We start from the raw sequence: 19,222 nt of genomic DNA, 5'->3' as shown, positions 1-19,222 counted from the left end.
TTCCTCAGGGCCCGAGCTGTGCCCGCAGCCACTCCTCCACCTCGCCCACGTGCGCGGCCGCCGCCGTGCGGGCCGCCTCCGGGTCGTGGGCGGCCAGGGCGCGGTGGATCGCGGCGTGTTCGCGGCGGGTGCGGGCGAAGGCGCCCTCCTCCTGGTAGCCGCGCCAGACACGGGCGCGGAACGTCCGCGACGACAGCCCCTCCAGGATCGCGGCCATGGTCTCGTTGCCCGCGGCCAGCGCGATCTCGCGGTGGAAGGCCAGGTCGTGGGCGAGGATCTCCTCCGGATCGTCCGTGGCGTTCATCGCCGCCAGGTGCTTCTCGACCTCGGCCAGCTGGTCCGCGGTGATCCGGGCGGCGGCCAGTGCCGTCGCCGTCGACTCCAGGATCCGCCGGATCTCCAGCAGCTCCACCAGACGCGGGCCGCGCGACAGGTCCGCCACGACCCCGAAGGTCTCCAGCAGGTCGCCGGCCTCCAACTGCGTGACGTAGATGCCCGATCCGTGCCGCGCCTCCAGCACGCCCAGCACCGTGAGCGCGCGGATCGCCTCCCGCATCGAGCTGCGGGACATGCCGAGCTGGGCGGCCAGATCACGTTCGGTCGGCAGCCGCTGGCCCGGCTCCAGCCGGCCCTCACCGATCATCGCCTTGATCCGCTCGATGGCGCGCTGCGTCACGGTGCCCTTCTGCGGGGCTGTCTCGTCGTCCACGCCATTCCTCCGATCACCGGCTGCGGCGCAGTCTAATCGCCGATGTGGTCGGACCACTATGCGCCAGAAGCGCGAAAAACTGGCGTCGTAGGGTGTTCCGGTGGGCGAGTGGTCTGATAAGTATGCGGGCATCTGCTGGAAGACCGGTCGATGGGAGGGCCTCAGATGCCCGGAAGCACAGCCCGCAAGCGGAACAGGTCCCGGATCCTCGGCACGGTGGCCCTGGCCGCCGGCGCCTCCCTCCTGCTCGCCGCGTGCGGCAGCACCAAGGACACCGGCGCCTCCAGCGCCGGCGGCGGCGACGGCAGCGGCAAGGTCGGGGTCGTCCTGCCCCTGCTGACCTCGCCGTTCTGGCAGTCGTACAACGACTACGTGCCGAAGATGGCGAAGTCCGAGGGCGTGGACGCGATGAAGACCGTCAACTCCAACAGCGACCCCTCGCAGCAGATCACCGACATCAACAACCAGCTCAACCAGGGCGTCAAGGGCCTGGTCGTCGCGCCGCTGGACAGCGCCGCCATCGAGGCGGGACTCGACCAGGCCGAGCGCAAGGGCGTGCCGGTCGTCGCCGTGGACGTGGCGCCCGACAAGGGCAAGGTCGCGATGGTGGTCCGGGCGAACAACGTGGCGTACGGCGAGAAGGCCTGCCGGTACCTCGGCGAGCACATCACCTCCGGCAAGGTCGTGCAGATCATGGGCGACCTCGCCTCGGTCAACGGCCGCGACCGCTCCGAGGCGTTCCGCGCCTGCGTGAAGAAGAACTTCCCGAAGCTGAAGGTCCTGGAGATCCCCGCCAAGTGGGAGTCCGACGCGGCGGCCTCGAAACTCGACACCCTCCTCAACGCCAACCCCGACCTCAAGGGCATCTACATGCAGGCGGGCGGCGTCTACCTCGCGCCCACCCTCCAGACCCTCAAGTCCAAGGGAATGCTGAAGAAGGCCGGGCAGCCGGGCCACATCGCCATCGTCTCCAACGACGGCATCCCGCAGGAGTTCGACGCGATCCGCAAGGGCGAGATCGACGCGACCGTCTCGCAGCCCGCCGACGCCTACGCCAAGTACGGCATGTACTACATCAAGGCGGCGATGCAGGGGAAGACGTTCAAGCCGGGCCCGACGGACCACGACTCGACCATCGTGAAGCTGCCCAGCGGCATCCTGGAGGACCAGCTGCCCGCGCCGCTGGTGACGAAGGACAACGTCGACGACCCCAAGCTCTGGGGCAACACGGTCGAATGAGCACCCCACTGGCTGAAGCGCGGGGCGTCGTCAAGCGGTACGGCCCCACCACCGCCCTCGCCGACGGGCAGCTCACCGTGCTGCCGGGCGAGTCCCACGCCCTCGTCGGGCGCAACGGCGCCGGCAAGTCGACCCTCGTCAGGATCCTCACCGGCCTTCAGGCCCCCGACGAGGGCACCGTCCGCTTCGACGGCGACCCCGCGCCCCCGCTCACCGACCGCGACGCCTGGCGCCGCAAGGTCGCCTGCGTCTACCAGCACCCGACGGTCGTCCCCGAACTGACCGTCGCCGAGAACCTGTTCATCAACCGGCAGCCGCTCCGGCGCGGGTTCATCAGCTGGCGGCGCCTGCAGACCGAGGCGTCCCGGCTCCTCGACACCTGGGACGTGCGCGTCGACCCCGGCGCCCGCACCGCCGACCTCAAGGTCGAGGACCGGCAGATGGTGGAGATCGCCCGGGCCCTCAGCTTCGGCGCCCGCTTCATCATCCTCGACGAACCCACCGCCCAGCTCGACAACCGCGAGATCGAGCGGCTGTTCACGCGCATGCGCGCCCTGCAGGACTCGGGCGTCACCTTCCTGTTCATCTCCCACCACCTCCAGGAGGTGTACGAGGTCTGCCAGACCGTCACGGTCCTGCGCGACGCCCGCTGGATCACGACCGCGCCGGTCGCCGACCTGCCCCGCCAGGCCCTGGTGGAGGCCATGGCGGGGGAGACGATCGCCGAACAGGCCGAGCGGCTGCGGACCGTAGCGGCCGCCGGGCCCGTCCTCCTCGACGTCCGCGGCCTCACCTCGCCCGCGTACGAGAACGTCGACCTCACCGTCCGCCGCGGCGAGGTCGTCGGACTCGCCGGATCCAGCGCCAGCGGCAAGATCGAACTCGCCGAGTCGTTCACCGGACTGCACACCCCCACCGGCGGTACGGCCCGGATCGACGGCGCCCCGCTGCCGTTCGGCGACGTCCAGGCGGCGCTGAAGGCCGGTGTCGGCTTCGTCCCCCGCGACCGGCACGACGAGGGCCTGGTCTTCGGCATGTCCATCGGCGACAACGCCACCCTCAGCGTCCTGGACCGGCTCGGCCGGTTCGGTTTCGTCGGCACCGACCGCAAGCGCGGTGTCGCCACGGCGCTGATCGAACGCCTCGACATCCACGCTCAGGGCCCCGACCAGCCCGTCTCGGACCTGTCCGGCGGCAACGCGCAGAAGGTCGTCATGGCCCGGGCCCTCGCCTCCGACCCACGGCTCCTCGTCCTCGTCAACCCGACCGCGGGCGTCGACGTGAAGTCCAAGGAGTCCCTGCTCGCCCGGGTGGACAGCGCCCGCGAGGACGGCACCGCCGTGCTAGTGGTCTCCGACGAACTCGACGACCTCAGGCGCTGCGACCGGGTCCTCGTCCTCTTCCACGGCCGTGTCGTCGCCGAGCACCCGGCGGGCTGGCGCGACCACGAGCTCATCGCCTCCATCGAAGGAGTGGACCATGGCTGAGACCAAGGCGGCCCCGCCGCTCGCGCCCGCGCGAGTCACCGACCCGCGCGCCGCCAAGGCCGTCCTCCTCCGCCGCGCCCGCGAACTCGCCCTCGTGCCCGCCCTGTTGCTGCTCCTCGTGCTCGGCGCGGTGGTCAACGACTCGTTCCTCACCGAGCGGAACATCGTCTCGATCCTCGGCGCCTCGGCCGCCCTCGCGATGGTCGTGCTCGCCGAGTCCCTCGTGCTCATCACCGGCAAGTTCGACCTGTCCCTGGAATCGGTCGTCGGCATCGCACCCGCCGTGGGCGCCCTGCTCGTCCTGCCCGCCGCCCAGTCCGGCTGGGGCACCGAACTCCCCGCCGCCCTCGCCCTGTTGGCGATCCTGGTCGCGGGCGCGGCCGTCGGTGCCTTCAACGGCGTCCTGGTCGTGAAGTTCAAACTCAACGCGTTCATCGTGACGCTCGCCATGCTGATCGTGCTGCGCGGCCTGCTGGTCGGCGCGACCAAGGGCAAGACGCTGTTCGGGATGCCCGACAGCTTCTACTCGCTGGCGACCACCACCTTCCTCACCGTGCCGCTGTCCGTGTGGCTCGCCGCGATCTCCTTCGCCGTCGCCGGGCTGGTCCTGAAGTACCACCGCGTCGGCCGCGCCCTGTACGCCATCGGCGGCAACGCGGACGCGGCCCGGGCGGCGGGCATCCGCGTGGAGCGCGTCATGCTCGGCGTGTTCGTCGTCGCGGGTGTCCTCGCCGCCGTCGGCGGCATCATGCAGACCGGGTACGTCGGCGCGATCAGCGCCAACCAGGGCCAGAACATGATCTTCACCGTGTTCGCGGCCGCGGTGATCGGCGGCATCGCCCTCGACGGCGGCAAAGGCACCATGTTCGGCGCCCTGACCGGCGTACTCCTTCTGGGCGTCGTCCAGAACCTGCTCACCCTGGCCCAGGTGCCGTCGTTCTGGATCCAGGCCATCTACGGCGGGATCATCCTGGTCGCCCTCATGATCGCCCGGGTCACCACGGGCCGCGCCCAGGACTGACCCGCCCGACTCCGCAACCGACCCGAAAGGCCCCCTGTGTCCCCGACGCCCGCCCGCATCATCGCGGTCGACACCCACGACATCCGCTTCCCCACCTCGCGTGAGCTCGACGGCTCCGACGCGATGAACCCGGACCCCGACTACTCGGCGGCCTACGTCGTCCTGCGCACCGACGCGGCCGACGGGCACGAGGGGCACGGATTCGCCTTCACCATCGGGCGGGGCAACGAGGTGCAGGTCGCCGCGATCGACGCGCTGCGCGGACACCTGATCGACCGCTCCGTCGACGACCTGTGCGCGGACCCGTCCACCCTGAACCGCGACCTGATCGGCGACAGCCAGCTGCGCTGGCTCGGCCCCGAGAAGGGCGTGATGCACATGGCGATCGGCGCGGTCGTCAACGCCGTGTGGGACCTGGCCGCCAAGCGCGCCGGCCTGCCGCTGTGGCGGCTGCTCGCCGAGGCCGACCCCGAATGGCTGGTCCGCCAGGTCGACTTCCGCTACCTCACCGACGCCCTCACCCCCGAGGAGGCCCTGACTCTCCTGCGCCGGGGCAGACAGGGCGCCGAGGAGCGCACGGCCCGGCTGCTGGAGCGCGGCTACCCGGCCTACACCACCTCGCCCGGCTGGCTCGGCTACGACGACGAGAAACTCACGCGGCTCGCGGCCCGTGCCGTCGCCGACGGCTTCCGGCAGATCAAGCTCAAGGTCGGCGCCGACCTCGACGACGACATCCGCCGCTGCCGGGTCGCCCGGTCCGTCATCGGCCCGGACGTCCGCATGGCCGTCGACGCCAACCAGCGCTGGGACGTCGACGAGGCGATCCGCTGGACCAAGGCCCTCGCCGAGTTCGACCCGTACTGGATCGAGGAGCCCACCAGCCCCGACGACATCCTCGGCCACGCGGCGATCCGCCGGGCCGTCGCCCCCGTGAAGGTCGCCACCGGCGAGCACGTGCACAACCGGATCGTCTTCAAACAGCTCCTCCAGGCCGGCGCGCTGGACGTCGTGCAGATCGACGCGGCCCGCGTCGGCGGCGTCCCGGAGAACCTCGCGATCCTGCTGCTCGCGGCCAAGTTCGGCGTCCCGGTCTGCCCGCACGCGGGCGGCGTCGGCCTGTGCGAACTCGTCCAGCACCTGTCGATGTTCGACTACGTGGCCCTGACCGGAACCACCGAGGACCGGGTCATCGAATACGTCGACCATCTGCACGCCCACTTCCTCGACCCGGTCGTCATCAGCGAAGGTCGTTACACGGCACCCACCGCGCCGGGCTTCTCGGCCGCCATGCGGCCCGAGTCGCTGGCGCGGTACACCTACCCGGGCGGCGAGTTCTGGGCCGCCGACCTCGACAAGCAGAAGAAGGGTCGGGCTGCATGAGCGACTTCGAGGGCATCAGGGCCCTGGTGACGGGCGGCGCCTCCGGCATCGGCCGGGCGACCGCGGAACTCCTGGCCGAGCGCGGCGCCCAGGTCGCCGTCCTCGACCTGGACCCGTCGCCGGTCGACAAGCCCCTGCTGGCCTACCGCGCGGACGTCACCGACGACGCGTCCGTGCGCGAGGCCGTCGCGGCGGCGGTCGCCGACCTCGGCGGACTGGACGTCCTGGTCAACAACGCGGGCATCGGCGCCCAGGGCACCGTCGAGGACAACTCCGACGACGACTGGCACCGCGTCTACGACGTCAACGTCGTCGGCATGGTCCGCACCACCCGCGCCTGCCTGCCCCACCTGCGCGCCTCCGCGCACGCGGCGATCGTCAACACCTGCTCCATCGCGGCCACCGCGGGCCTGCCGCAGCGCGCCCTGTACAGCGCCACCAAGGGCGCCGTGTACTCGCTGACCCTCGCCATGGCCGCCGACCACGTCCGCGAGGGCATCCGCGTCAACTGCGTCAACCCGGGCACGGTCGACACGCCCTGGGTCGGCCGCCTCCTCGACGCGGCCCCCGACCCGGCCGCCGAACGCGCCGCCCTGGAGGCCCGCCAGCCCACCGGCCGCCTGGTCGGCGCCGGCGAGGTCGCGGGCGCCATCGCCTACCTGGCGAGCCCCCTGTCCGGCGCCACCACGGGCACCTCGCTCGCCGTCGACGGCGGCATGCAGGGCCTGCGGCTGCGCCCGGTGACCCGGTGAACCGGCTCGGCGGCAGCGGCGTCGAGGTCAGCGCCCTGTCCTTCGGCGCGGCCGCGATCGGCAACCTGTACACCGAGGTCGGCGAGGAGCAGGCCCACGAGGCCGTGGAGGCCGCCTGGCAGCGCGGCATCCGCTACTTCGACACCGCCCCGCACTACGGCCTCGGCCTGTCCGAACGCCGCCTCGGCGCCGCCCTGCGCGGTCACCCCCGTGAGCAGTACACGATCTCCACCAAGGTGGGCCGCCGCCTGGAGCCCTCGGACGGCACCGGCGACGACCTCGCCGGCGGCTTCGCCGTGCCCGCCACCCACCGGCGCGTCTGGGACTTCAGCGCCGACGGCATCCGCCGCACCCTGGAGTCCAGCCTGGAACGCCTCGGTCTCGACCGGGTCGACGTCGTCTACCTCCACGACCCGGACGAGCACGCCGAGTGGGCCTTCCGCGAGGGCTACCCGGCGCTGGAGAGGCTCCGCTCCCAGGGCGTGGTCGGGGCGATCGGCGCCGGCATGAACCAGGCGGAGATGCTCACCCGCTTCGTCCGCGACACCGACGTCGACGTGGTGCTGTGCGCCGGCCGCTACACGCTGCTCGACCAGAGCGCCCTCACCGGCCTGCTGCCCGCCGCCCACGAACGCGGGAAGTCCGTCGTCATCGGCGGCGCCTTCAACTCCGGCCTGCTGGCGAACCCGCAGCCCGGCGCGAAGTACAACTACACCGTCGCACCCTCCGACCTGGTCCAGCGGGCGCTGCGCCTGAAGTCCGTCGCCCACCGCCACGGCACCACGCTGCGTGCCGCCGCCCTGGCCTTCTGCGCCGCCCACCCGGCCGTCGCGAGCGTCCTCGTCGGAGCCCGCTCGGCGCACGAAGTGCGCGACTGCGCCCACCAGTTCGCCGCCCGGGTGCCCGCCGGGTTCTGGCAGGAGCTGCGCGCCAAGGGCCTGCTGCCCGCCGACGCCCCCGTCCCCGGCGAGGAGCCGTCCTCTTCGACGACGGCCTCGGCCAAGGAGCCGTCATGAGAGTCGCCCTGCACACCAAGGTCCGCGCCGACCGGATCGCCGACTACGAGGCCGCACACCGCGAGGTGCCCGCGGAGCTCACCGACGCCATCCGCGCCGCCGGCGCCACCTCCTGGACGATCTGGCGCAGCGGCACCGACCTGTTCCACGTCCTGGAGTGCGAGGACTACGCCCGTCTCCTCGCCGAGCTGGAGAAACTGCCGGTCAACGTCGCCTGGCAGGCGCGGATGGCCGAACTGCTGGACGTGGTGCACGACTACTCCGGCGAGGGCGCGGACGCCGGTCTGCCCGTCGTCTGGGAGCTGCCGTCATGACCGTGGTCGACGCGCACCATCACGTGTGGGACCTGTCCGTGCGGGACCAGGACTGGATCGCGGAAGGCAGCCCGATCCGACGCGACTTCACCGTGCGGGATCTCGCACCCGAGGCCCGCGCGGCGGGCGTCGACAGCACCGTCCTCGTCCAGACCGTCACCGTCCCCGAGGAGACCCCGGAGTTCCTGGCCCTCGCCGACGAGCACGAGCTGATCGCCGGGGTCGTCGGCTGGACCGACCTCACCCGCCCCGACGTCGCCGACGAGCTGGCCCGGCTGCGCGAACTGCCCGGCGGGCGGTACCTCAAGGGCATCCGGCACCAGGTCCAGGGCGAGCCGGATCCACAGTGGCTGCTGCGCCCGGACGTACGCCGCGGCCTGACCGCCGTGGCCGACGCGGGGCTGGTGTACGACCTGGTCGTGCTGCCCCACCAGCTCCCGGCCTGTACCGAGGCGGCCGCCGCCCTCCCGCAGCTCACCTTCGTCCTCGACCACTTGGGCAAGCCGCCCATCGCCTCCGGCGCCCTCGAACCCTGGGCGTCCGACCTCCGGGCCCTCGCCGCGCTGCCCCACACCGTCTGCAAGCTCTCCGGCATGGTCACCGAGGCCGACCTCGTGTCCTGGACGATCGACGACCTGCGCCCGTACGCCGACGTCGTACTGGAAGCCTTCGGCCCGGACCGTCTGATGTTCGGCTCGGACTGGCCGGTGTGCACCCTCGCGGCGACCTTCAGCGACGTGCTCGACACCGCACGCCGGCTGACCGGCCCCTCCGAACACGCCTGGATCTTCGGGGGCACCGCCACCCGCGTCTACGACCTCTGAGCCACCCCGGTCAGCCGCGTCGGCGGCAGATACTCCCGTACGTACGTCCGCTCCCAGCACGCGCCCGTCTCCCGCAACTCGCGCCAGGTCGTGTACCGGTAGCGGAAGAGGCGGGCGCGGACGAAACGGGGCGGCGCGTCGGGCGGGAACGGGGAGCGGCGCAGCAGCTTCAGCGTGTCGCGGTCGTTCTCCAGCAGCCGTTCCACCAGGGCGCCGAACCACGACCCGGCGTACGCGGGGGAGAGGGCCGCGAACCACATCATCCAGTCGAGGCGCAGATGGTACGGCGCGAACTGGCGCGGCCAGCGCCGGGGATCACCCGGCTTGCCCTTGAACTCGTACTCCCGCCAGTCGGAGTCCTCGCGGGGCACGTCGTCGGCCGTGCCCTCCACGACCACCTCGTAGCGGACCCGGCTGACGCTGCCGAACGCGCCGTAGGTGTTGACCAGATGGAGCGGGTCGAACGAGCGGTTCATGACCTGCCGGCGGGAGATCATGTTGCGGACCGGCTGGTAGCTGAGACCCACCAGCAGCGCGGCGACCGCGAGGACCACGACCTCGTACCAGAGCGGCGCGCCGGGCACCGACGGCGGATCGCTCGGGAACTCCACCGCCGACAGGGCGAGCACGATCGTGATCCAGTTCAGCCAGGAGAAGTTGCCCGACAGCACCAGCCACAACTGGGTGACGATCATCAGCGCGGCGGCGGCCGTCGCGACCGGCTGCGGGGTGAACAGCAGGAAGGGCACCACGAGTTGTGTGACGTGGTTCGCGGCCACCTCGACCCGGTGCAGGGGCCGGGGCAGATGGTGGAAGAACCAGCTCAGCGGGCCCGGCATCGGCTGCGTCTCGTGATGGTGATCCAGGCACGTCAGCTTCCGCCAGCACTCGTCGCCGCGCATCTTGATCAGCCCCGCGCCGAACTCCACACGGAACAGGATCCACCGCAGCAGGAACAGCACCACGACGGGCGGCGCCACCTCGTCGTTGCCGAGGAACACGGCGAGGAAGCCGACCTCCAGCAGCAGCGACTCCCAGCCGAACGAGTACCAGGTCTGCCCGACGTTGACGATCGACAGGTACAGCACCCACGGCACCAGCCACAGCAGCATGCCGCCCCACAGGGGCAGCAGCGAGTCGAGACCCGCCAGCAGCCCCGCCGACACCGCGCAGCCCGCCCACGCGCAGACGGCGAAGAAGGGGTCCGAGTAGTGCAGCTGGAACAGGCTCGGCGCCCGCTTGAACGGCACCCGCTCGACGAACCGCGGCACCGGCAGCATGCCGCGCTGCCCGATCAGCGCGCGGAACTGCAGCGCCGCCGTCAGGAACCCGACCAGGTACACGGCGGCCAGCGCCCGCTGGAAGACCAGCCGGGTCAGCCAGTAGTCGGATGCTGTGAACCAGTCCACGGCCGTGCGTTCCTCCCAGTGCGGCGCCGGACCTCGCTGTCACGCTCCGTGTGCCACCGTTCCGGTTGCGTGACCCGAGTGAGTGAAGCAAACAATAGTGATGACTGTGACATACGTGACGAAGTGGGCTGGAGGGTGAGGTGCGGAGACCTACCGGGACCTTCGTCACGGCCTGCGCGCTCTTTGCGGCGCTCCTCCTCTCGGGCTGCGAGGGCGACAGCGGCGGCGACGGCGATGGCGACGCCGCGGGCGCCGGCGGGGCACTCTTCCTCCAGCCGGCCGCGGCCCCGGGGCCGAACCCCTTCACGGACTCCACGGCCACCACGACGGTTACCCCGTCCCCCACCCCCCGAACGCCGGAGTCGGTCCCCCCGGGCGACGCAGCCCGGGTCTCCGCCGGCCTGAACGGCCTGCGCTCGCTCTCCGGCGGAACACCCGGCCTGTACGGCGGCATCGAGCGGACCGGCAGCTGTGACGTCGCCCGGCAGATCGGCCACCTCACCCGCGACCGGGCCAGGACGCACGCCTTCGCCCGGGTCGCCGGCGTCTCCCCGGCGTCCGTCCCGGACCACCTGCGCGCACTGACCCCGGTGGTGCTGCGCGCCGACACCCGCGTCACCGGCCACGGCTTCCGCGCCGGCCGGGCCCTCGGCCACCAGGCCGTCCTCCAGGCGGGCACCGCCGTCCTGGTCGACGACCGGGGCGTGCCGCGCGTGCGGTGCGCCTGCGGCAACCCGCTCCGCCCGCCGGTGGCGCTGCGCGGCACGCCGGACACCAAGGGCACCCCCTGGCCCGGCTACCGGCCCGGCCGGGTCATCGTCGTGACCCCCGCCCCGCAGGTGATCACCACCTTCACGATCGTCGACGTCACCACCCGCACCTGGATCGAACGGCGCACCGGCCACGACGTACGCCACGACCGGGCCCTGCCGCCACCGGTCTGGGCGTCGGACCCGCCACCGCCGGCGCCGGTGCCGTCCGGGCTCCCACGCGAGTCAAGCGCTCCACCGGACCCGGCAGGCACATCCTCCTGGGACACGAGCTCCCCGAGTGACATGAGCCCCCAGGCCACCGCCACGGACGCACCACCGGCCGACGGCACCGGCCCGCTGCCCGACGAACCGTCCCCCGAGGACATCGCCGGCCCCGACGCCGACGAGGTCGACGAGTTCGGCCCCGACGCCGTGCCGGACAGTCCCGATCCGCCCGACGGAGCCGGGCTGATTCCCGACGACCGGGCCGTCGAGAGCATCCTCGGCAGCCCCACGGACGTCTTCGGTAACTGAGGGCCGGTTCGGCGGAGTGGCCCGTAAACTCAGCACATCCGGTCGAAGAATCGGACGAATCCTGGCAAGGTGGGCCCATGGCTGATCGGGGAGCGAGCGCCCTGTCCCTCCCGGACGACTGGCCCGCCCACCCGGACCCGATCCTCGCGCTCAACCGGATGGGCAGCTTCGACTGGGATCTGGACACCGGCCTGATGCACATGGACGCCCAGGCCCACGACATCTTCGACGTGCGCCCCGACGAGTACGACGACCACCCCGAGACGCTCGCCAAGCGCGTCCCGCCCGGCGAGGCCCGGCGCTTGGACACCGCGGTCTCCCAGGCCCTGAAGGACGGCAGCGAGAACTACGGCGCCTACTTCCGCATCCGGCGCCGAGACGGCTCCCTGCGCTGGACCCACACCCAGGGCTACATCCGCCGCGACCACACCGGACGGCCCCGCCGCATCATCGGCATCGTCCGGGACGCCACCCGGGAACTCGCCGAGAGCGACGCCCGCAGCGACGAGGCCGCCCAGGACGAGGCCCGACGGCAGCAGACCAGCGTCGTCGAACTCACCACGGCCGCCCTCGCCCACGCACGCACCGTCCAGGACGTCATCGACGTCCTCAAGGACACCCACGGCCTCACCCACCTGGGTGCCACCAGCCTCGTCATGGGTCTGGTCGAGGCCGGCCGCATCCGCCTGGTCGCCGAGGGGCCCTCGGACAGCTTCGTGCCCGGCACCCGCATCACCCGGATCGACGAGCCCTACCCGATGAGCGAGGCCGTACGGACCCTCAGCCCCTGCTTCATCGAGTCGCCGGAGGAGTTCGCCGAGCGCTACCCGATCCTCTGGCCGCACATCACCGGCCTGAACATCACCTCGGCCGCCTATCTGCCGCTCATCGTCCAGGCACGGCCGATCGGCGCCATCGGGCTGCTCTACAGCGACCGGCGCGGCTTCACCCCCGAGGAGCGCAACATCCTCGTCGCCCTCGGCAGCAGCATCGCGCAGAGCCTGCAGCGGGCCATGTTCTACGAGCAGGAGATGGACCTGGCGCAGGGCCTCCAGCAGGCCATGCTGCCCCGGACCATCCCGAGCGTGCCCGGGGCCGACGTCGCCGTCCGCTACCGCGCCGCCACCATCGGCGGCTCCGTCGGCCGGGACATCGGCGGCGACTGGTACGACCTGATCCCGCTGCCCGGCGGCCGGGTCGGCGCCGTCATCGGCGACGTCCAGGGCCACGACACGCACGCGGCGGCCGTCATGGGCCAGTTGCGCATCGTGCTGCGCGCCTACGCCGCCGAGGGGCACACCCCGGCGACCGTGATGGCCCGCGCCTCCGTCTTCCTGCACGAACTCGACACCGACCGCTCCGCGACCTGCCTGTACGCGGAGGCCGACCTGTCCACCGGCGTGCTCCAGATGGTCCGGGCCGGCCACATCGATCCGCTCGTGCGGCACACCGACGGCTCCTGCCGCCGCGTCACCGTCCCGGGCGGCCTGCCGCTCGGCCTGTCCGCCGAGTTCGGCCGCCTCGACTACCCGGTGAGCACCGTGGAGCTGGACCCGGGCGAGACGCTGCTGCTGTGCACCGACGGCCTGGTGGAGCAGCCCGGCGCCGACCTCGACGACGGGATGCGCACCCTCACCGCACTCGTCGCCACCGGCCCCGACGACGTAAGGGACCTCGCGGACCGGCTCATCGACGTGGCCGCCGAGCGCGGCGGCGACGACGACGTGGCGCTGCTCCTGCTGCGCCGGCGCGGCCCGGACAGCCCGCGGTCCGGCCGGCGGCTCCAGCGGCACGTCGCCCCCGGCGACCCGGCGGCCCTCGTCGACGCCCGGCACATGATCCGCACCGCGGTCGGCGTCTGGGGAGCCCGGGAGCGCGCCGACGACATCGAACTGGTCGCCGACGAGCTGATCACCAACGCCCTGATGCACACCGAGGGCTCCGCGATCGTCACCCTGCGGGTCCTCACCGGCTCCGAGCGCCGGCTGCGCGTCGAGGTCGAGGACTCCTCCAGCGCCCTGCCACGCCGCCGCGAGGCCGGCGAGTCGGGCGTCTCCGGACGGGGCCTGCTGCTGGTGGAGCTGCTCACCGACGTGTGGGGCGTGGAGGCACGCGGCGGCGGCAAGGCCGTGTGGTGCGAGTTCGTGGTGCCCGACCACGAATGACCCCACGTGGCACTCTGGACCTATGCCGGAACTCCCCGAGGTCGAGGCGCTCAAGGACTTCCTCACCGAGCACCTCGTCGGCCACGAGATCGTACGGGTGCTGCCCGTCGCGATCAGCGTCCTGAAGACGTACGACCCGCCCCTGTCCGCGCTGGAGGGCCACGAGGTCGCCGCCGTGCGCCGGTACGGCAAGTTCCTCGACGTCGGGACCGCGGACGGGCCGCACTTCGTGACGCATCTGGCCCGCGCCGGCTGGCTGCACTGGAAGGACCGCCTGCCCGACGGCCCGCCCCGCCCCGGCAAGGGCCCCCTCGCCCTGCGCGTGGCCCTGGAGACCGGCGCCGGCTTCGACCTGACCGAGGCGGGCACCCAGAAGCGGCTCGCGGTGTACGTCGTGGCGGACCCGCAGGAGGTCCAGGGCATCGCCCGGCTCGGCCCGGACCCACTGGCCGACGACTTCGACGAGCGGCGCTTCACGGAACTCCTGGCCGGTGAACGGCGGCAGCTCAAGGGCGCGTTGCGCGACCAGGGGCTGATCGCGGGCGTGGGCAACGCCTACAGCGACGAGATCCTGCACGCGGCGAAGATGTCGCCCTTCAAGCTGGCCGCGTCCTTGAGCGAGGAGGAGACCGGGCGGCTGTACGCGGCCTTGCGCGACACGCTCACCGAGGCGGTCGAACGCTCCCGGGGCGTGGCGGCCGGCCGGCTGAAGGCCGAGAAGAAGAGCGGCCTGCGCGTGCACGGCCGCACCGGCGAGCCCTGCCCGGTGTGCGGGGACACCATCCGCGAGGTGTCCTTCAGCGACTCCTCGCTCCAGTACTGCCCGACCTGCCAGACGGGCGGCAAGCCGCTGGCGGACCGCAGGATGTCGCGGCTGCTGAAGTGACCCCGCCCCGCCCTCAGCGGGGCGGGCGCGACCACTCGAACATGAGGATGGTCGCGTCGTCCCGCAGCCGGCTGGTGGACGAGTCGAGGATGGAGTGGATGAGGCGCCGCAGCGTCTCGGGCGCCAGCTCTCCCGCGGCCGTCGCCCGGATGATGTAGTCCGCGAACTGCTCCAGCCCGAACTCCGCGCCGTCGGCGCCCCTGGCCTCGGTGACCCCGTCCGTGTACATCAGCACCCGGTCGCCCGGCCGCAGCGCGATCTCGTGCGTCTGCCGCTGCCGCCCGGCGAGCAGCGAGGGCAGCCCCATCGGCGGATCCGGCTCGCGGCGCATCGCGTCGACGAGCAGCCGCTGGTCGCGGATGAGCAGCGGGGTGGGATGCCCGCAGTTGCTCCACCGCAGCGTCCCGGAGGCCAGGTCCAGCTGGGCCAGGACGCCCGTGCAGAACTGGTCGGGCAGCCAGCGCGCCAGCGCGTCGTCGACGCACTCCACGAGCTCGGGCAGGTCCGCCCCGGTCCGCCGGGCGTTGCGGCACGCGGCCAGCGACACGGCCGTGGTGAGCCCGGAGGCCAGGTCGTGTCCCATGGCGTCGAGGACCGTGGCGTGCAGGGTCGTCTCCGTCAGGGAGTGGTCGAAGGCGTCGCCGCCGATCTCGTAGGCCGGCTCCAGCACGGCCGTCGACACGACGTGTCCGGTGCCGATCGTGCGGGGCGGCAGGAAGGCCCGCAGCATCTCGGCAGGCAGGGCCATGGGGTTCGTGCGCGTACGCCGGACGATGGAGTCCTGGTACGCCCGGGCCGACGTGATCATCATGGCGAGCAGGGTGGCCAGAGCCCTGCCGCGGCGCAGGACGGCCGGCGTCAGCGACGGCGCCTGCACGGCGAGGACGCCGAGGCGTTCCGCGCCGTCCACGAGGGGGACCCAGGCCGTCATGCCGCCCGACTCGGACTCCTCCACGCGCAGGGACTGGGTGCGGTAGGTCCAGCCCGCGAGGGAGTCGTCGACGAGCAGGGGCGGGGTGATGTCGCCGAGCGGGACGAGCCGGCGCTGCTGGATGTCGGCGAGGTAGACCACGGAGTGCTGCAGGCCCAGAGCCTTGGTGCAGCGGGCCGCCGCGGTCGTCAGGTCCAGCGCAGCGGTCTCCGGGGCGGCGAGCAACGCCTCCAGGCGACCGTCGCCGGTCTCTGCCGTCACCACCTCGTCTCCCCTCGCCGGGACCGCGGGCACCCGGGGCCTGCCGGGTGTGTCGTCCAGCAGTCTCACACCGGGGCGCACGGCGTGCCCGGCGACAGGGGCGGACGGACGACAGCCCCTTCGCGGACGGACCGGCCTACTGGGGCTGGAGTCTCACCAGGACCTCTCCGGACGCCGAGCGGACCTCGTAACGGGCGGTCTCGTCGGGATGCTTGGAGGAGCTGGCCATCATCGTGCTGGGGTGGGTGTCGTGCCCGGGCCCGTGCCAGCTGGTCGCGGTCTCCTCGGTGCCGTCACGGCCGACGATGACCAGGTGGCAGGACCGGGGACCGGCCGCGTCCTTCACCTTCAGCTCGACCTGGCTGCCCGAGGCCTTGTCCTCCACCGTGACCTGGGCCCAGACACCCGACCGGGCGTCGGTCGCCGCGATCCGCACCGGCTCCTCGGCGCTGCCCCGGGCCATCATCGCCACGCCGGGTACCGACACGGCGATCAGCACCGACGCGGCCAGGCCGAACAGCATGCGTCGGCGTCCGGCCCGGCGCCGGGTCGCCACCTCGGCCAGCAGCCGGTCCAGCATGCGCGGCCCGGGCTGCGCCATCGGGTGCACGAACCGTGGCGTCGCCCGCCGGTACAGCATCAACTGCCGTGTGGTCGGGCCGAATTCCGTCACCTCTGCGGCGCACCGAGGGCACTCCATGAGGTGGTCCTCGAAGCGGAAGGCCTCCGCCTCGTCCAGCACGCCGAGCGCGTAGGCGCCGACGTCGCGATGCCTTTCCAGGGACCTCATGCCGAATCCTCGTGCCGTTGGGTGCGGGTGGGGTTACTCCTTGCTCCCACCGGTACGGACCAGGCAGCGGAATCACTCAAGCCGGTGACACAATCGCAACCAAAGGATTCGGAGCCCTCCGGCCCGCGGATTGGTCCGGGGCCGCAGAAATCTAAAAAAGATGGATGGCGAGGTGTCCCAGCGGCAGTCCGAGCTGCCAGGCGGGCGTCCAGACCTTCGGCCCCTCGTCCTCCCCGACCACCGGAGCGCCGCCCGGCACCGCGTTCAGGTCGGGCGCGAGCAGCTCCGTCTCCTGGAGCCAGCGCCAGGCCTCCTCCGCCAGGTCCAGGTCCGGCGCGGGCCGGCCCGACTCCGCGGCCGCGGCGGCGACCTCGGCCAGCCGCTCGCGCACCCACTCCTGCCACGGCTGGTCGTACGCCGTCAGTGACAGCCACGTCTCCAACTGCGTGACGACCCGGATGCCGGAGAGCTCTCCCTCGGTGTCGGAGAGGAAGATGGTCAGCGCCAGGGCGTCCCGCCCCGCGCGGAACTCGAAGGACGTCGGCGGCATCAGATCGCCGGTCCGCAGCAGCTCGTCGGCGATGTACTCGGCATACAACCACGCCATGGGGACGGTCAGTTCACCGCCGGCGCCGTCCGTGCCCTCTTCGCTTCTGTGCAGCATCCCTTCCTGCCTTCCTCCGGTACGTGCGCGTCGCCCGACACCGGGCTCCGGGGCACTGACGGCCCCATCCGGAACACGGATGGGAACAGCCGATTACTCAACCGGGGTCCTCAGCAAGGCGCTTTACGGAGGCTTGACTCGGCCATTGGTTTCAGCGCAGGTCGGCGGCGTATCCCGGAAGCACCCGGCGCAGGGCGCGCAGCGCGTAGTACGCGCGGGACTTCACGGTACCGGGCGGGATCCCGAGGGTCGCCGCGGCTTCCGCCACACTCGCCCCCTGGAAGTACACGAGCACCAGGACTTCACGGTGTTCCGGAGTGAGTGTCTTCACAGCCCGGCGGACATCGAGCATCGCCGCGGCCCGCTCGGCGTGGTCGGAGATGACCCGCGCGTTCTCCAGCACCGCGTCGCCGACCTCGGCCGGACGCGCCTGCCGGGCCCGCCGGGCATCGATCGCGAGCCGCCGCCCGACGGTCATCAGCCAGGGCCGTACGGAGTCGAAGTCGTCGGCGCGCAGGGCCTCGGGGTGCTGCCAGGCGCGCACCAGCGTCTCCTGCACCAGGTCCTCCGCGCGCTGCCGGTCGCCGTCGCAGAGCCGGAGTAGGAGCGCGAAGAGGGGCCGGCCGTGCTCCCGCTGCAGTGCGGCGAGCTCGTGCTCGGCGGTCGTCCCGTTCGTGAGAGTGGATCCGGCCGTCATGGCCGTATGCCACCGCAGGGCGCAGCCGGGGGGACAGGGCACGTACCCGCCTGTGCGGCGGACGGTCGATCGCGTCGACGAACGGTTCGACGAACGGTCAGGGCGTCCGGCCATGCGGGTGCCGGACGGGCTGATGAGCGTGTCGGAGCCGCGTGGGGCGCTGTGTGCCTTCTTTCCTGTTCGTGTGTAAATACGACCACAACGCCCACCGTGGGGTGAATGGATGATCGCACGCAGTCGACAGGTGGCCCTGGCCCTGACCGTCGCCCTCGCCGCGGGCGCCGCCTGCCAGGCCCGCAACCACGAACCGGCCGGCCAGGGACGCTCGGCACCGTCCGCGGTCGCACCACGCGGCTTCACACTGGTCGCCTCCGGGGACGTCCTCCCGCACAGCTCGATCATCGACCGGGCCCGCTTCGACGCCGGCGGCACCGGCTACGACTTCCGGCCGATGCTCGCCGGGATCCGCTCCGTCGTCTCCCCTGCCGACGTGGCCCTGTGCCACATGGAGACCGTGTACGGCGCGAACGGCGACTACACCGGCTACCCCGCCTTCAAGTCCCCGCCCGAGGTGGCCCCGGCCCTCGCCGCCACCGGCTACGACGGCTGCTCCACCGCCTCCAACCACACCCTCGACGACGGCGCCGACGGCATCCGCCGCACCCTCGACGCCCTCGACCGCGCGGGCGTCCGGCACGCCGGCTCGGCTCGCACCGAGGAGGAGGCCCGCACGGTGACGGTCCTCCAGGCGGGCCCGGCGAAGGTCGCCCACCTCGCCTACACCTACGACACCAACGGCGTCCCGCTCCCCGACGGGCAGCCCTGGGCCGTGAACCTCATCGACGAGACCACGGTCCTCGCGGACGCCCGGGCCGCGCGCGAGGCGGGCGCCGACGTGGTCGTGGTCTCCCTGCACTGGGGCACCGAATGGCAGGACGCCCCCGACGAACGGCAGCTGACCCTGGCCCGGAGCCTCACCGCCGCGCGCAGCGGGAACCGTCCCGACATCGACCTGATCCTCGGCACCCACGCGCACGTCCCGCAGGCCTACGAGAAGGTCAACGGCACCTGGGTGATCTACGGCATGGGCGACCAGATCGCCGGCGAGATGACCAACCACCAGGGCACCCGGGATCCGCGCGGCAACCAGTCCACCCTCGGCCGGTTCACCTTCGCCCCGCCCGCACGGCCGGGCGGCCGCTGGGAGGTGACGAAGGCCGAGTTCGTCCCACAGTTGTTCGACGTCGACGCCGGCCGGGTCGTCAACCTCAACCGGGCGATCGCCCAGGGCGCCGGCGTACAGGCCGTCCGCGACCGCATCCGCGACATCGTGCTCAGCCGGGGCGCGGCCGAGGACGGCCTGGTGATGGGGGAGTAGGCGAGAACCGCCC

At 72.4% G+C, this 19,222-nt stretch carries 18 protein-coding genes; 12 read left to right on the top strand and 6 right to left on the bottom strand.

Annotation, left to right across the window (positions count from 1 at the left end; translation table 11 throughout):
* Nucleotides 1-4: 4 nt before the first annotated feature.
* On the bottom strand, nucleotides 5-709 hold the full coding sequence (locus tag MQE23_RS06160) for a FadR/GntR family transcriptional regulator (protein WP_243378482.1): 705 nt from the start codon (nucleotides 707-709) through the stop codon (nucleotides 5-7).
* Nucleotides 710-874: 165 nt separating this feature from the next.
* On the opposite strand from MQE23_RS06160, the gene MQE23_RS06155 reads away from it, so the two are divergent.
* Genes MQE23_RS06155 through MQE23_RS06120 form a run of 8 tightly spaced genes read left to right on the top strand, consistent with a single transcriptional unit; the run spans nucleotide 875 to nucleotide 8,742 of the window.
* The gene (locus MQE23_RS06155; protein ID WP_020275812.1) at nucleotides 875-1,948 is read left to right on the top strand and encodes a sugar ABC transporter substrate-binding protein; all 1,074 of its coding nucleotides are present in this window, start codon (nucleotides 875-877) and stop codon (nucleotides 1,946-1,948) included.
* Nucleotides 1,945-3,435: a sugar ABC transporter ATP-binding protein gene (locus MQE23_RS06150; RefSeq protein WP_243378481.1), complete on the top strand. Its 1,491-nt coding sequence runs from the start codon at nucleotides 1,945-1,947 to the stop codon at nucleotides 3,433-3,435. Before MQE23_RS06155 ends, MQE23_RS06150 begins: the two co-directional genes overlap by 4 nt.
* Nucleotides 3,428-4,456, top strand: coding sequence for an ABC transporter permease (locus tag MQE23_RS06145; protein WP_020275814.1), 1,029 nt, complete (start codon nucleotides 3,428-3,430; stop codon nucleotides 4,454-4,456). The genes MQE23_RS06150 and MQE23_RS06145 overlap by 8 nt, the downstream gene beginning before the upstream one ends.
* Before the next feature lie 36 nt (nucleotides 4,457-4,492).
* Nucleotides 4,493-5,836, top strand: coding sequence for an L-fuconate dehydratase (locus tag MQE23_RS06140; protein ID WP_020275815.1), 1,344 nt, complete (start codon nucleotides 4,493-4,495; stop codon nucleotides 5,834-5,836).
* On the top strand, nucleotides 5,833-6,588 hold the full coding sequence (locus MQE23_RS06135) for an SDR family oxidoreductase (RefSeq protein ID WP_243378480.1): 756 nt from the start codon (nucleotides 5,833-5,835) through the stop codon (nucleotides 6,586-6,588). The genes MQE23_RS06140 and MQE23_RS06135 overlap by 4 nt, the downstream gene beginning before the upstream one ends.
* Nucleotides 6,585-7,604, top strand: a complete 1,020-nt coding sequence (locus MQE23_RS06130) for an aldo/keto reductase (protein ID WP_243378479.1) — start codon at nucleotides 6,585-6,587, stop codon at nucleotides 7,602-7,604. The genes MQE23_RS06135 and MQE23_RS06130 overlap by 4 nt, the downstream gene beginning before the upstream one ends.
* Entirely contained in the window at nucleotides 7,601-7,918 is a 318-nt protein-coding gene (locus MQE23_RS06125; protein WP_020275818.1) for an L-rhamnose mutarotase, read from the top strand. The genes MQE23_RS06130 and MQE23_RS06125 overlap by 4 nt, the downstream gene beginning before the upstream one ends.
* Nucleotides 7,915-8,742: an amidohydrolase family protein gene (locus tag MQE23_RS06120; RefSeq protein ID WP_243378478.1), complete on the top strand. Its 828-nt coding sequence runs from the start codon at nucleotides 7,915-7,917 to the stop codon at nucleotides 8,740-8,742. The genes MQE23_RS06125 and MQE23_RS06120 overlap by 4 nt, the downstream gene beginning before the upstream one ends.
* On the opposite strand, the gene MQE23_RS06115 is transcribed toward MQE23_RS06120, so the two are convergent.
* Nucleotides 8,730-10,151 (bottom strand): lipase maturation factor family protein, encoded by a 1,422-nt coding sequence (locus tag MQE23_RS06115; protein WP_243378477.1) that lies wholly within the window; start codon nucleotides 10,149-10,151, stop codon nucleotides 8,730-8,732. The two genes, MQE23_RS06120 and MQE23_RS06115, sit on opposite strands and share 13 nt — an antisense overlap.
* Before the next feature lie 140 nt (nucleotides 10,152-10,291).
* On the opposite strand from MQE23_RS06115, the gene MQE23_RS06110 reads away from it, so the two are divergent.
* The 3 genes from MQE23_RS06110 to MQE23_RS06100 all read left to right on the top strand — a co-directional run bounded on the left by MQE23_RS06110 (nucleotide 10,292) and on the right by MQE23_RS06100 (nucleotide 14,488).
* Nucleotides 10,292-11,437 carry a DUF6777 domain-containing protein gene (locus tag MQE23_RS06110; RefSeq protein ID WP_243378476.1) on the top strand — a complete coding sequence of 382 codons (1,146 nt, stop codon included), beginning with the start codon at nucleotides 10,292-10,294 and terminating at the stop codon, nucleotides 11,435-11,437.
* A 77-nt stretch (nucleotides 11,438-11,514) separates the two neighbouring features.
* Nucleotides 11,515-13,602, top strand: coding sequence for a SpoIIE family protein phosphatase (locus MQE23_RS06105; RefSeq protein ID WP_243378475.1), 2,088 nt, complete (start codon nucleotides 11,515-11,517; stop codon nucleotides 13,600-13,602).
* Between the two features lie 22 nt (nucleotides 13,603-13,624).
* Nucleotides 13,625-14,488: a DNA-formamidopyrimidine glycosylase family protein gene (locus MQE23_RS06100; RefSeq protein ID WP_020275823.1), complete on the top strand. Its 864-nt coding sequence runs from the start codon at nucleotides 13,625-13,627 to the stop codon at nucleotides 14,486-14,488.
* Nucleotides 14,489-14,501: 13 nt separating this feature from the next.
* Here MQE23_RS06100 and MQE23_RS06095 read toward each other — a convergent pair whose 3' ends face one another.
* The 4 genes from MQE23_RS06095 to MQE23_RS06080 form a co-directional block, all read right to left on the bottom strand.
* Entirely contained in the window at nucleotides 14,502-15,683 is a 1,182-nt protein-coding gene (locus MQE23_RS06095) for a PP2C family protein-serine/threonine phosphatase (protein WP_243378474.1), read from the bottom strand.
* A 133-nt stretch (nucleotides 15,684-15,816) separates the two neighbouring features.
* A complete protein-coding gene (locus tag MQE23_RS06090; RefSeq protein ID WP_020275825.1) occupies nucleotides 15,817-16,470 on the bottom strand; it encodes a zf-HC2 domain-containing protein in 654 nt (217 codons plus the stop codon).
* Between the two features lie 151 nt (nucleotides 16,471-16,621).
* On the bottom strand, nucleotides 16,622-17,134 hold the full coding sequence (locus MQE23_RS06085) for a hypothetical protein (protein WP_020275826.1): 513 nt from the start codon (nucleotides 17,132-17,134) through the stop codon (nucleotides 16,622-16,624).
* A gap of 151 nt (nucleotides 17,135-17,285) precedes the next feature.
* On the bottom strand, nucleotides 17,286-17,831 hold the full coding sequence (locus MQE23_RS06080; protein ID WP_020275827.1) for a sigma-70 family RNA polymerase sigma factor: 546 nt from the start codon (nucleotides 17,829-17,831) through the stop codon (nucleotides 17,286-17,288).
* Nucleotides 17,832-18,054: 223 nt separating this feature from the next.
* On the opposite strand from MQE23_RS06080, the gene MQE23_RS06075 reads away from it, so the two are divergent.
* The gene (locus MQE23_RS06075; protein WP_243378473.1) at nucleotides 18,055-19,209 is read left to right on the top strand and encodes a CapA family protein; all 1,155 of its coding nucleotides are present in this window, start codon (nucleotides 18,055-18,057) and stop codon (nucleotides 19,207-19,209) included.
* Nucleotides 19,210-19,222 lie beyond the last annotated feature (13 nt).

The sequence above is a fragment of the Streptomyces sp. HP-A2021 genome, from assembly GCF_022807935.1.
Lineage (GTDB): Bacteria > Actinomycetota > Actinomycetes > Streptomycetales > Streptomycetaceae > Streptomyces > Streptomyces afghaniensis.
This window is presented reverse-complemented; position numbering and strand designations above follow the sequence as displayed.

Bases quoted from the DNA above. Each gene is read 5' to 3' on its own strand.
- MQE23_RS06155 (WP_020275812.1), top strand. From the start codon at position 875: ATGCCCGGAAGCACAGCCCGCAAGCGGAACAGGTCCCGGATCCTCGGC.
- MQE23_RS06150 (WP_243378481.1), top strand. From the start codon at position 1,945: ATGAGCACCCCACTGGCTGAAGCGCGGGGCGTCGTCAAGCGGTACGGC.
- MQE23_RS06145 (WP_020275814.1), top strand. From the start codon at position 3,428: ATGGCTGAGACCAAGGCGGCCCCGCCGCTCGCGCCCGCGCGAGTCACC.
- MQE23_RS06135 (WP_243378480.1), top strand. From the start codon at position 5,833: ATGAGCGACTTCGAGGGCATCAGGGCCCTGGTGACGGGCGGCGCCTCC.
- MQE23_RS06125 (WP_020275818.1), top strand. From the start codon at position 7,601: ATGAGAGTCGCCCTGCACACCAAGGTCCGCGCCGACCGGATCGCCGAC.
- MQE23_RS06120 (WP_243378478.1), top strand. From the start codon at position 7,915: ATGACCGTGGTCGACGCGCACCATCACGTGTGGGACCTGTCCGTGCGG.
- MQE23_RS06105 (WP_243378475.1), top strand. From the start codon at position 11,515: ATGGCTGATCGGGGAGCGAGCGCCCTGTCCCTCCCGGACGACTGGCCC.
- MQE23_RS06100 (WP_020275823.1), top strand. From the start codon at position 13,625: ATGCCGGAACTCCCCGAGGTCGAGGCGCTCAAGGACTTCCTCACCGAG.
- MQE23_RS06090 (WP_020275825.1), bottom strand. From the start codon at position 16,470: ATGAGGTCCCTGGAAAGGCATCGCGACGTCGGCGCCTACGCGCTCGGC.
- MQE23_RS06085 (WP_020275826.1), bottom strand. From the start codon at position 17,134: ATGCTGCACAGAAGCGAAGAGGGCACGGACGGCGCCGGCGGTGAACTG.
- MQE23_RS06080 (WP_020275827.1), bottom strand. From the start codon at position 17,831: ATGACGGCCGGATCCACTCTCACGAACGGGACGACCGCCGAGCACGAG.
- MQE23_RS06075 (WP_243378473.1), top strand. From the start codon at position 18,055: ATGATCGCACGCAGTCGACAGGTGGCCCTGGCCCTGACCGTCGCCCTC.